11 protein-coding genes are annotated in these 12,021 nt (G+C 50.7%); 7 read left to right on the top strand and 4 right to left on the bottom strand.

The features are described 5' to 3' along the window. Positions 1-89: 89 nt before the first annotated feature. From P2W70_RS11600 to P2W70_RS11580, 5 genes are all read left to right on the top strand, one after another. The gene (locus P2W70_RS11600; protein WP_276481624.1) at positions 90-329 is read left to right on the top strand and encodes a hypothetical protein; all 240 of its coding nucleotides are present in this window, start codon (positions 90-92) and stop codon (positions 327-329) included. 112 nt (positions 330-441) lie between these two features. Beyond that, positions 442-1,446: a hypothetical protein gene (locus P2W70_RS11595; RefSeq protein ID WP_276481623.1), complete on the top strand. Its 1,005-nt coding sequence runs from the start codon at positions 442-444 to the stop codon at positions 1,444-1,446. After that, on the top strand, positions 1,443-2,042 hold the full coding sequence (locus P2W70_RS11590; RefSeq protein WP_276481622.1) for a hypothetical protein: 600 nt from the start codon (positions 1,443-1,445) through the stop codon (positions 2,040-2,042). Before P2W70_RS11595 ends, P2W70_RS11590 begins: the two co-directional genes overlap by 4 nt. Before the next feature lie 88 nt (positions 2,043-2,130). Further along, positions 2,131-2,733: a hypothetical protein gene (locus P2W70_RS11585; protein WP_276481621.1), complete on the top strand. Its 603-nt coding sequence runs from the start codon at positions 2,131-2,133 to the stop codon at positions 2,731-2,733. Positions 2,734-2,881: 148 nt separating this feature from the next. Further along, a complete protein-coding gene (locus P2W70_RS11580) occupies positions 2,882-3,547 on the top strand; it encodes a hypothetical protein (protein ID WP_276481620.1) in 666 nt (221 codons plus the stop codon). A 99-nt stretch (positions 3,548-3,646) separates the two neighbouring features. Here the strand turns inward: P2W70_RS11580 and leuB are convergent, their stop codons facing one another. The 4 genes from leuB to leuC all read right to left on the bottom strand — a co-directional run bounded on the left by leuB (position 3,647) and on the right by leuC (position 8,469). Continuing rightward, positions 3,647-4,720 (bottom strand): 3-isopropylmalate dehydrogenase, encoded by a 1,074-nt coding sequence (leuB, locus tag P2W70_RS11575; RefSeq protein ID WP_276481619.1) that lies wholly within the window; start codon positions 4,718-4,720, stop codon positions 3,647-3,649. Between the two features lie 92 nt (positions 4,721-4,812). Continuing rightward, on the bottom strand, positions 4,813-6,306 hold the full coding sequence (locus P2W70_RS11570) for an alpha-isopropylmalate synthase regulatory domain-containing protein (protein ID WP_276481618.1): 1,494 nt from the start codon (positions 6,304-6,306) through the stop codon (positions 4,813-4,815). A 50-nt stretch (positions 6,307-6,356) separates the two neighbouring features. Next, entirely contained in the window at positions 6,357-6,953 is a 597-nt protein-coding gene (leuD, locus tag P2W70_RS11565; RefSeq protein WP_276481617.1) for a 3-isopropylmalate dehydratase small subunit, read from the bottom strand. A gap of 112 nt (positions 6,954-7,065) precedes the next feature. Then, on the bottom strand, positions 7,066-8,469 hold the full coding sequence (gene leuC / locus P2W70_RS11560) for a 3-isopropylmalate dehydratase large subunit (RefSeq protein ID WP_276481616.1): 1,404 nt from the start codon (positions 8,467-8,469) through the stop codon (positions 7,066-7,068). Between the two features lie 426 nt (positions 8,470-8,895). On the opposite strand from leuC, the gene P2W70_RS11555 reads away from it, so the two are divergent. After that, positions 8,896-11,019: a tetratricopeptide repeat protein gene (locus tag P2W70_RS11555; RefSeq protein WP_276481615.1), complete on the top strand. Its 2,124-nt coding sequence runs from the start codon at positions 8,896-8,898 to the stop codon at positions 11,017-11,019. Further along, entirely contained in the window at positions 10,901-11,644 is a 744-nt protein-coding gene (locus tag P2W70_RS11550; RefSeq protein ID WP_276481804.1) for an NIPSNAP family protein, read from the top strand. The genes P2W70_RS11555 and P2W70_RS11550 overlap by 119 nt, the downstream gene beginning before the upstream one ends. The last annotated feature ends 377 nt before the right edge of the window (positions 11,645-12,021 follow it).

Genomic DNA, 12,021 nt, shown 5'->3' with positions numbered 1-12,021 from the left:
AGTCCGTATACGGTCTGTTTGCTGTATTCGCGGCAAATAATTATATTACGGTGACCCGTACCCACCCCTACAAGCCCAAACCGACCAATATGCAACTGAATAAGATCGCCGAAGTAAGATTTATCAGATACTACGCATCCTCTATCGACTACTATAAAGATGTCGACATTGAAATGACGACGGCAGTGCCAGCTTTTTGCTTGGTGGCAATAAAGGCTTTTCAATCCGTTTTACCTGTACAAATTGTAAGAAGACTCATTACCACCAGTACGAAAGAGAGCATGGCAGCCTACCCATTATATTCACCTTCTCTGGCAGGTAGAACTTGACATCAACGAATTCAGGGAGCAATGGTCCAAACTGGATCATTCTTTTATCGGCTAGGCCACCCAATCACCACAATCGCAGCACCAGACCAACCAATGTTTCCAAAAATCCATTATGTATAAATTCTTAACAAGAATCCCTAGCCCTGCCGCCTATGGATTTGGCATTCTTCCCGATGGCAGCGTATTGATCCGGGACACGAGAGGCGTGAAACTACTAGATGATCAATCATACAGATATGGAAACGACCAGCCACTCGACCACCTGCTTTTTGACAACAAGATCATCATTACAGACTGGGCCGGCAAATATTCCATATTCGACTTTCAGTCCTGGCAACAAATTCTAAGCGGCGTAAACCAGGGATTCTTTCTTGTCAACGACGAATATCTGGGTACTGCGATCATCGACAATGGCAAAATCTCCTTTGGTTTATTAAACAGGGACCTGACTTTGGCGGAGCAATGGCCATACCGCCCATATAGTTACTTCAACCAGCTTGTTCAAAAAAACTGGATCTTGCTGGATTCATATGAAAAATGCTACGCACTCAGCATTGGTGACCAGGGTAAGCAATGGGAATTCAGCTTTTCGACGGCAGCACCTGCCCAATTCTCAGCGTTCGCTGGGCAATATGGCCAACTTGTAGCGATCACCTTAAACAATGGAAGTTTTCTACTGAACGATGCTGAAACAGGTAAACTTAGGCAGCAGTTCAACAACACCAATGTAACAACGGATATGTTACAATATGCTCCAGGCAGTCCACGATTTTTAGGGGTTGGATTTGAAACTTTTATAGAAATCAATATCGAGCAAAACAAAGTGATTAGAAAAATAGATTTCACGCAATCTCTACAACAACTAGCCGGGGAAACTGTCTTCATGAGAAAAGCAAAGATCTATGGCAACAAGCTGTATTTTATCGCTGGCACAAACCATATAGGTGTCTTCGACATTGAAACTGCGCGTATCGAATGGCTTCACAAGTTCAAATTTAAAAGTAGAAATACGCTAATCCCTGTAGATGAAGCTCAGATCCAGCTCTATCAAAACAAGCTATTCGTCATGGACAATGCTGGCGACTTGCATGTATTCGAACAACAAAACACGCCATGACCATCAATACCGAAGGCTTTTATCGCACCCCCGGCGTTTATTTTGAAAAGCAATTGTCAGGCTGCCTGATAAAAGGATACGCTTATGAATACCTGAAGCTCGAAGAGGACGGTACTTATTTTCGTACCACCTCACACGACCCCGATTGGGATTTTCTGCTTTACTTATCCTCGCTATCGTCGCAGGCGCGGAAAATCGGGGATATGCAGGGCCAGTCCCCCAACTTACAAGGTTTGCCACAGGAAAAAATCGATTACGAACGTGGTTCCTACACCTTGTCGCCGGGCTTGCCGGACCGCATAATTTTCCAATTCTATTACAACCCGATGCAAAGCACTTTTGAGTATGGGTGCACCATCATCAACGACCACGAATTATTGATGGATCGGGGCCATCCCTTTCACTTACTCTTTCCGGTGCCGGCGGTCAGGCAGCACCGGGCATTACCGGAAAACCATATACCCATAAGAACCGATGGCTATTATCAGTCGGAAGGACTTTACTGGGAAGTTCCAATGGCATCCTTTACATTACCACAATCAACCCACCATTTCTATTTGAAGAACCTATTTGACCCATATGTTTTATACGCTTAGACATCAATCGATCGTTGACTTCGGGGAAGAAGTCATTCCTACAGCAAACATGCGAACTGTACGGGTATCGCAAGAATATTTCACCAGGATGAACGACCAGGAGTTGATTGACAACGCCCCGCTCTTTGATCACTTCTCGCTGATCAGGCAATTCCACGACGACCCAACAACCTGGGAATGGATACTGCTCGACATATTCTCCTTCAGTGGAGGCGACCAACCAGGAGGATGGTTAATCTCAGATCATTTCAAATTAATTCTTGAACAATTCATCATTGCACAGCCACATCGTTTTTATCCGGCAAAACTACTTTACAAGGGAAACAAGCTCGACTACTCTATCTTTAACCTATTGTGGACAGCTATCGAATCGACCGTCCAAATCGATGCGTTAACCTTTAATGTAACAGACGTCGATACAGAAACCGATAAAGGACCGCTGCAAGAAAGATTCCACTCAGCAGAGGAAATACACAACAGGCAGCATGCTTTGCGGATGCAACAAAGGTTGAGAATGCATCTCAGCTCTATCACCATCAACCAATACTACGATCTCATTCCGCTCTTTGGTCTATTTGCAGACGTCATCATCTCCGAACGACTAAAAATAGCCATAGAGCAATCACGGATTGAAGGCGTCGACATCAAGGAATGTCCCTACGAAGTTATTATGCCCCCGATGAACCTATAAAGCAAACGTCCCGGCAGCTAACATACCGTTATCTATAATTCACTCACCAAACCCGTTATCATGACCTAACCAACCATGCCATCTCCAGACTATAGAGACTACAGGGAACCAGTGACACCAATCAAACCAATCATCAAAACACGCACCAATGAAAAGAATGTTTCTATGGGTTTCCCTGCTCGGGAGCCTTGCATGCGCATGCCCCGTCAACAGTCTGGCCCAGGGGCAAATGGATCCTTGTCCCGCCAAAAGGATTTATCTTAACGGCAACTACGTTGGCCTCTCGCTCAGCGATTCATTACCAGCCAGCATCAATGGCGATTATACCTTTTATGTCTTTGCAGAGTCTGCCATGTGCCTGATAGAAACAGCAGGGGTCAGCCCTGTCTTCGTTACCGGTAGTTTCTCGTCGTATTTCCCCGATGCCGCGTATGAGCCAGGCAGTACCAATATTGGTCTCGTATTTGACATCAGTGGCGCCAGCAGTTGCCCGGGCCTTACCACGAGCGACCTGCGGCAACAGGCAACTGCCATCTCTGCCGTAAGAACAGTGCCGTGGACCGTACTCTCCTTCACGATGATCGACGGTGAACTGCAGGAATGCCTGTACGATACGAGTGAGGTGGCGCGTTTATCGCTGCCCCCTTCCGCGAACGCACCCAACAACCATGCCTGGGCGACCGCCGTCGAAAGCATCGCTTCACCTTATGTAAAACAGCGTAGCATGTTAGTTGGTCAAAGCAGAAAAACAGGGTGTGCCGGCAAGAAGGCAACTGCCCCAGCCCTATCCACAAACTTGTCGCTGCTGCCTTAACAGCTGCATCGATGAAAGGACCATTTCCCGGGCAACACGGTACATAAACAAATGGGCATCCCACGCGGGATGCCCATTTGTTTATGTAAGCTCATTCGATTACAAATACTTCAATACTTCCACACCCATCGCCTCGGTACCGAGGATCTTATCAGCAGGTGTGGTTGCATCGGCGATATCGCGCGTGCGGAAGCCGGCTTTCAATACCTTGTCGACGGCGGTGATCACCAGCTCCGACTCTTCCTTCATACCGAAGGAGATGTCCAGCAGCAAGGCAGCAGACAGGATCGACGCTAGTGGGTTGGCTACGCCTTTGCCAGTGATATCGTGTGCGGAACCATGGATCGGCTCATAAACACCGGTACCATCGCCTACAGAAGCGGAAGCCAGCATACCCATCGAACCAGCGATCTGAGACGCTTCGTCGGTCAGGATATCACCAAACAGGTTGGCCGTCACGACCACGTCGAAACGGCGGGGATCTTTGATCAACATCATCGCCGCTGCATCCACAAACTGGTGCTCCAGTTCCACATCGGGATATTCTTTCGCCACCTGCAGTACCACTTCTCTCCAGAGACGGCTTGTTTCGAGTACGTTGGCTTTATCAACACTGCACAACTTTTTGCGACGGGTACGGGCAGCATCGAATGCTTTGCGCGCAATGCGCTCTACTTCGAAACGGCTGTACTCGGCAATATCATATGCGGTACCACCATCGTTCTTGCGGCCTTTTTCGCCGAAATAGATATCGCCGGTCAGTTCGCGGAAGAACAGGATATCGGCACCTTTCAGTATTTCTGGCTTGATGCTGGAAGCACCGAGCAACTCATCGAATAATTTGATGGGACGCAGGTTGGCGTACAGGCCCAGCTCCTTGCGCATCTTCAACAATCCCTGCTCAGGACGTACCTTGGCCGAAGGGTCGTTGTCGTATTTGGGATGGCCCACCGCGCCAAACAGCACAGCATCAGACTTCCTCATCTTCTCCAGTGACTCATCGGGCAAAGGGTTGCCGGTAGCCTCGATCGCTACGTGACCGATCAGGGCTTCGTCGTACGTAAAAGTATGTCCAAACTTTGCTGCGATCTTGTCCAGCACTTGTTTACCAACTGCTGTTACTTCCTGTCCGATACCATCACCGGGTACGATTAGAATGTGCTTTTGAGCCATGAGGTTTAGTTATGTTGTAAATTCTTGGATAAAATAATCTTGGAGCCGCAAGGTACAGGATTATGGTCAACCCTGTTGTCAGCGCAACGTCATCAGATCTGGTTGAGCATCTTCTGCGTTGCCTTGATCGCCGACACCGTCTGGTCGCTGTCGAGACCGCGGGTGATGAACTCCTTGTCGTTGTGGCGCCAGGTGATCAGGGTTTCGCACAAGGCGTCCGTTTTACCACCGGGTGGAATGCGCACCGTATAATCCGTCAGCAACGGCAGTTCCCGTTTCAGCTTTTTATAGATCTTTTTGAGGGCATTCATGAAAGCATCATACTGGCCATCACCCTGCGCATGCTCTTCATACAGTTCCCCCTCAATATTGATCTTCACCGTGGCCGAAGGGTTCAGGTTCTTGGAGTGCGTCAAAACATAGTTCTCGACACTCACTTTGTCTTCGATCGCCTTGCTGTTGAGCACGTCGGAAATGATGTACGGCAGGTCGGCCTGTGTCACCACTTCCTTGCGATCGCCCAGCTCGATGATGCGCTGCGTCACCATCTTCAGGTCAGCATCGGCCAGTTGAATACCCAGCTGCGCCAGGTTGTTTTCGATATTGGCTTTGCCACTGGTTTTACCGAGGGCATATTTGCGTTGACGACCGAAACGCTCGGGCATCAGGTCGCTGAAATACAGTTTATTCTTCTTATCGCCATCCGCATGGATCCCGGCCGTTTGTGTAAAGACATTCTCCCCCACCACCGGCTTGTTAACCGGTACGCGGAAACCGGAGAAAGATTCTACCAGTTTGCTGATCATGTACAGCGAATTCTCGGCTACACTCGTCTTCACCCCGGGCATGAAGTCGTTTAATACGGCGATGGTACTGGCGAGCGGTGCATTACCGGCCCTTTCACCCATGCCGTTAATGGTAAGGTGAATACCGTGCGCACCGGCCTTGATGCCTTCCAGCACGTTGGCAGTACCGAGGTCATAATCGTTGTGCGCGTGAAAATCGAAATGCAGCTTGGGATAGCGTTGTACGATCTGCGAAACAAACTCATATACTTCCGAGGGGATCAGCACGCCCAGCGTATCGGGCAGCATGACCCGCTTTACCGGTTGCGTCTGCAGGAAGTCGAGGTACTGAAATACATACTCGGGGGAATGCCGCATGCCATTACTCCAGTCTTCCAGGTACACATTGCACTCCAGTCCTTTCTTACGAGCCAGTGAGATCACCGCAGCGATCTCTGCAAAATGTTGTTCGGGCTTTTTCTTGAGCTGGTGTGTGAGGTGGTTGAGCGACCCCTTGGTGAGGAGGTTCATCACTTTGGCGCCGGCTTTCTGCATCCATTGTACAGACACATCGCCATCGACAAAGGTGAGCACCTCTACTTTATGCAGCAATCCATTGGCCTTGGCCCATTTGGTGATGGCCTTTACAGCCGCAAATTCACCTTCAGACACACGGGCGGAAGCTATTTCAATGCGATCGACCTTTACTTCTGTCAACAGGAGCTGGGCAATGGTTAGCTTTTCGGAAGCAGAAAACGAAACTCCGCTGGTTTGTTCACCATCGCGGAGTGTCGTATCCATTATTTCAATGTAACGCTGGGCGGAAGACATAAATCGTTAGTGGCTGTTTGTTAGTAGGGACTGTTGGCAGCAAAAGCGGTGATCTCGCTTTTCAATGACTGCAGGTAGTCGATATCATCGAAACCATTCATCATGTTGTGCTTTTTATAGCCATTGATATCGAATGACTCCTTATCGCCGGTAGCCAGGATCGTGATCGACTGCTCGGGCAGGTTTACTTCGAGTTCAGTATTGGGATCTTTCTCGATAGCCGTAAAGATCTTATCCAGGAAGGCGGGGCTTACAGTCACCGGCAGGATACCAATATTGAGTGAGTTGTTCTTGAAGATATCGGCAAAGAAGCTCGATACCACGCAGCGGAAACCATAGTCGTAAATGGCCCAGGCAGCGTGTTCACGGCTGCTACCGCTACCGAAGTTACGGCCGCCGACGAGGATCTTGCCGGAGTATATCGGATTGTTGAGTACAAAGTCTTGTTTGGGCGTATCGTCGCCATTGAAGCGCCAGTCGCGGAAGAGGTTATCACCAAAACCTTTGCGTTCGGTGGCTTTTAAGAAACGGGCGGGAATGATCTGGTCGGTATCTACGTTCTCGATCGGCATGGGCACCGCGGAACTTTTCAATACGGTAAATTTATCGTAAGCCATGTTATTAGAAGCTATGGGCTATGCAAGCAGCATGGACCCCGTTGATTGAATTTGTTATTGACAGTTCGACACAAAGCCGGCAGCAAGCTGCTGGCGAATAATAAGCGATCACTTAGATCAGCTCGCGGGGATCGGTCACCACACCGGTCACAGCGGCGGCAGCAGCTACCAGCGGGCTGGCGAGCATGGTACGAGCGCCAGGTCCCTGACGGCCTTCAAAGTTGCGGTTGCTGGTGCTCACGGCGTACATACCGGCGGGAATCTTGTCGTCGTTCATCGCCAGACAAGCCGAGCAACCAGGTTGACGCAGCTGGAAGCCAGCTTCGGTGAGGATATCCAGGATACCTTCTTCTTTGATCTGCGCTTCTACGATATGCGAACCGGGAACGATCCAGGCAGTTACATGGGCTGCTTTCTTACGGCCTTTTACCACAGAGGCAAAAGCGCGGAAGTCTTCGATGCGGCCGTTGGTACAGCTACCGATGAATACATAATCCACCTTCTTGCCGATCATGACATCATCTTCATGGAAACCCATGTACTCGAGTGATTTGTCGTAGCTCGCTTTGCTGCCACCTACCTGTGCAGCAGTAGGGATATGCTTGGTGATGCCCATGCCCATACCGGGGTTGGTACCATAAGTGATCATCGGCTCGATGTCGGCAGCATCGTATACGTGCTCTACATCGAACGTAGCGCCTTCATCGGTCTTCAGGGTTTTCCAGTAAGCGAGGGCTTTGTCCCAGGCTTCGCCTTTGGGCGCTTTCTCACGTCCTTTGATATAGTTGAAAGTCGTTTCGTCGGGAGCGATCATACCACCGCGGGCGCCCATTTCGATGCTCATGTTACAAACCGTCATACGGCCTTCCATGGTCATCTGCTCGAATACCTCACCGGCAAACTCTACGAAATAACCGGTAGCACCGGCGGCCGTCAGTTTGGAGATGATGTACAGCACTACGTCTTTGGGAGTAATGCCTTTGCCCAATTTGCCATTGACCACGAGGCGCATCTTTTTGGGCTTGGGCTGCATGATACACTGAGAAGACAGTACCATTTCCACCTCGGAAGTACCGATACCGAAGGCGATGGCGCCAAAAGCACCGTGGGTGGACGTGTGCGAGTCACCGCACACGATGGTCATACCTGGCAGGGTGATGCCGTTTTCTGGTCCTACTACGTGTACGATACCGTTTTTGGGATTACCGAGCCCCCAGTGCGAAATGCCGTATTTGGCGGAGTTGGACTCCAGGGCTTTCAGCTGGTTGGCCGACAGCGGGTCCTGAACGGGCAGGTGCTGGTTGATGGTGGGCGTATTGTGATCGGCGGTGGCAAAAGTCTTTTCGGGGAATACCACCTTCAGACCGCGGCTCTCCAGACCCAGAAAAGCAACCGGGCTGGTCACCTCGTGAATGAAGTGACGATCAATGAAAAACACATCAGGTCCATCTTCAATTTTCCTGACCACATGGGAGTCCCATACTTTGTCGAATAACGTAGCAGGCGTCTTACTCATTTTTTAGAATTTAAAACAGAATTGCGAATTTCTTAAAATATATCCGGATAAACAGGAATATAGCCTCCTTTTTTCCAACCTAAATCATAATTTGGTTGAAAACTTCCACCCGACCCGTGCATTTCGGGCGGGCTCTATTCAGTTCCCCACTCCACCTATTTTACTATGTTTAGGCGCGTTACGCAAATGTAACTCAATTATTTAACGCTTCCCTACACTCCCATTCCAAGCCTTTCGCCATACGGTATTCCGGAATAATGCGATTGGGATTTTGTGTATCTTTAAGCAGCCGGACTTTCTTCCCCGGCCATTCTCTCCTGTACCCGTTCCATTGCCGCACTTATTCACGCTAATCAAATCAGCAGCCCCTTAGGGCTGGCAGTCGATCCGTGCCCACCCATCTCCCAAACTCATCATTTTGCGTGTATGAAAAAGCCATGGTTACAATTCTCGCTGGGGGTAGTCACCCTCGCACTCGCCTTCATCGCCTTTGTGGGTAGTAATAGCCGTAGCCTGTCATCGATTGCGGATTGGCTGACCGTTACTTCGGCAGCCTATATCACGGCGATATGCGGCGTATTGACGGTCACCGTGCTCGTACTGATGCGTTATCGCGCCTTACCCTGGACGGGCAAAAACGGCGAACGCCTGCGCATCAAAAAACTGAACAAATCCATCTACTTCGTCCTGGGGCTGCTGGTGTGCTGCTGCTGGATCACCGCCATCGTCAATGCTCAAACGGCACGTATGGCGGTACCGCCCGCCATCACCAGGAACACGCCCCCTTTTGACCGAACTGTCAAAGGGAACAAGGTATTGATACTCCCCTTCCGGAAGGAATGCGAATACATGGGCATGTCGTATGATATCGGTTATGTGATCCGTCAGCGCCTGGAAGCCATGCGCCTGCAGGATTCCGTGCTTATTCAAACACGCTACTTCATAGACTCCATCGATCTGCGCAACTTTACCACTGAAATGGCCGACAGCCTGATGAAGATCACGGGTGCCAACCAGATCGTGTATGGATCGTATTCGCTCGCGGCTTGTGAAGGAAAACCTTCCGACAAGATCTGTTACAACTACCGCACCGATCGCAAGAGCCTGCACATGGAAGAGGACCTATTGGATCATGAATACAAGATCTTCGACTTCTATGGCCTGGAAGACATTCGCAACGGCGCCGGGATGGAAACCATCGATTACGTGATCTACTCGGTGAGTGGTACGGCGCAATACTGGGGCGGAAAATACAAATCGGCCATTGCCTTGTTTCAAAAGATCAAAGACTACCAACACAAAGCCGCAGCCCTGTTTGGCATCGGCAATTGCTATATGATGATGCGCGATCACCAAACGGCACGCAGCTACTACCAGCAAACGCTGGCCATCAAACCCGATTATGCCGAAGCCTTGTCGCACTACAGCATCATTGCCATGCGCAATAACCAGCCCGACAGCGCCCGACAACTGATCGCGCTGGCGCAGCAAGCCAATCCCGACAATCCCTGCGTGAACCGCATCCTGGGCGATATCAGTCTGCTCGACAGGGATACCACCCAGGCGAAAGAGGCCTACCGGCGGGTCACCCGGCAGTTCCAGGAAAGTGACCAGGTACTAATATCTCTCGCCAAAGAATTCTTTCAATTCAAGGATTACGCAGACGCCCTGGAGACCCTGCACCAGGCGGTCAAGGTTCACCCGAGCCATCCGGGTATCTGGAACTTGCTGGGCCAATTGTATTTCGTACTGGAAGACGACGCAACGGCCATCATCTGCTTCGACAACGCCCTGGCCTTCGACCGGCAGGATGTGAAGGCCTTGCACAATAAAGGGCTTGTGCACCTGAAAAACGAGCGCTTCCGCGAAGCCATCTGTTGCTTCCGGGAGGCCACGGCCATATCGCCCCGCATGCATGAAGCCTGGATCGCGCTGGCCGATTGCTACCGGCAGCAGCAACAAGATGAGTTGGCCATCGACTGCCTGCAGGACGCCTTATCGTACGACCCCAAAGCAGAGAACGTATTGGCCTGCGCAGCGGACCTGTTTACCAGGCTGGGCCGCTATTCCGAAGCTACGATCCATTATGCTGCGCTGACGAGGCTGCGGCCTTCCAGTGTAGGCTATTTCAGCCAACTGGCCGAAGGCTATATCAGCCTCAATGATCATGCAAGCGCCTTGTTGTGCTATGAGAAGATCTGCCGGTTGTCGCCCCGCAACGGGGAGGCCTACTACAAAATGGCGCAGTCGCAAAGTCTGCTCAACCGGCCGGCGCAAACCATCCAATCGCTAACGGTGGCGATTGGGCTCAACCCATCCCTGTTGGTTCTGGCGCAGGGAGACTGGGCTTTCCGGTCGCTGGCCGACAACAAAAACTTTTCACTACTCGTAAAAAATTATAGCTTGGTCGTAAAATCGTTCCATGAAACGCCTGCCTGTCATCCTCCTCTTCATTTTCCTGGCCGCATTACAGCCGGTATCAGCACAAACAACCGACCAACGCTGTTTCGAACTGCGCATATACTATTGCCATCCTGGCAAGCTAAATGACCTGGTACAACGGTTTACCAACCATACCACGCGCATCTTCGAAAAACATGGCATGACCAATATCGGCTACTGGCTACCCATCAACAATGCGGATAGTGCCCTGTATTACATACTCGCCTATCCTTCACGGGCAGCCCGCGACAGTTCCTGGAAAGCCTTCGGCGCCGATCCCGAATGGAAGCAGGTGGCCGGACAATCGGAAGCCAATGGCAAGATCGTAGCCAAAGTAGTGTCGACCTTCCTGGCCGTGAGCGATGTATCGCCCGTTATCCAGCCATCGGTCAAGAGCCCCGAGCGCACCTTCGAATTGCGAACCTATACCTGCAACCCCGGTAAGCTGCCCACCCTCATCACCCGTTTCCGCGACCATACGCTCAAGCTGTTTGAAAAACACGGCATGACCAATATTGCCTATTGGACGACCGTGGAAAAGGATACCACGCAACCCAAGCTGGTATACCTGCTGGCGCATGCCAGTGAAGAAGCGGGCAAGAACTCCTTCAAGACCTTTGTGGCCGACCCTGCCTGGATCTCTGCCCGCGACAACTCCGAAAAAGACGGCAAGATCATCGAGAAGCTGGAATCGGTGTACATGAAGCCGCTGCCGTTCTCGAAGCTGCGGTAACACGCGCCGATCCTGGCTAAGCCTGCCTTAAGTCCAGGCCGCATTCGGCAGCTATCGCGGCAGACTTAAAATCCTGTTTGGCTCGCCGCCGGATGCTATCACACTCCTATCCTTCCCGCAGGGAGATGCTTGTACACTCCTACGGATATGGTATGTATATGCTAATGCGCCAGTACCAGTGTTATACCAGTTCCATACCAGTCTTATACCAGTCTCCTACCAGTGGGATACCAGTCGGAAGGCAGTGAAAGAGCTGTAGCCGACGGTTTACTTGTCATTTTACGCCCGCTTACGGGCATTTTAGTCATGCCGATCACAATGCCCCTGCTCTGGCAATGCTCTGTCACAGTTCTGGCACTGCTCTGAAATACCAGTTT

The sequence above is a fragment of the Paraflavitalea pollutisoli genome, assembly GCF_029360705.1.
Lineage (GTDB): Bacteria > Bacteroidota > Bacteroidia > Chitinophagales > Chitinophagaceae > Paraflavitalea > Paraflavitalea pollutisoli.
Note: the sequence above shows the minus strand (reverse complement) of the source record. Positions and strands in the feature narration are given on the sequence as shown.

Coding starts and splice junctions, on each gene's coding strand:
- P2W70_RS11570 (WP_276481618.1), bottom strand. CDS start 6,306: ATGGATACGACACTCCGCGATGGTGAACAAACCAGCGGAGTTTCGTTT.
- P2W70_RS11590 (WP_276481622.1), top strand. CDS start 1,443: ATGACCATCAATACCGAAGGCTTTTATCGCACCCCCGGCGTTTATTTT.
- P2W70_RS11595 (WP_276481623.1), top strand. CDS start 442: ATGTATAAATTCTTAACAAGAATCCCTAGCCCTGCCGCCTATGGATTT.
- P2W70_RS11580 (WP_276481620.1), top strand. CDS start 2,882: ATGAAAAGAATGTTTCTATGGGTTTCCCTGCTCGGGAGCCTTGCATGC.
- P2W70_RS11600 (WP_276481624.1), top strand. CDS start 90: ATGCAACTGAATAAGATCGCCGAAGTAAGATTTATCAGATACTACGCA.
- P2W70_RS11555 (WP_276481615.1), top strand. CDS start 8,896: ATGAAAAAGCCATGGTTACAATTCTCGCTGGGGGTAGTCACCCTCGCA.
- P2W70_RS11585 (WP_276481621.1), top strand. CDS start 2,131: ATGAACGACCAGGAGTTGATTGACAACGCCCCGCTCTTTGATCACTTC.
- leuB (WP_276481619.1), bottom strand. CDS start 4,720: ATGGCTCAAAAGCACATTCTAATCGTACCCGGTGATGGTATCGGACAG.
- leuC (WP_276481616.1), bottom strand. CDS start 8,469: ATGAGTAAGACGCCTGCTACGTTATTCGACAAAGTATGGGACTCCCAT.
- leuD (WP_276481617.1), bottom strand. CDS start 6,953: ATGGCTTACGATAAATTTACCGTATTGAAAAGTTCCGCGGTGCCCATG.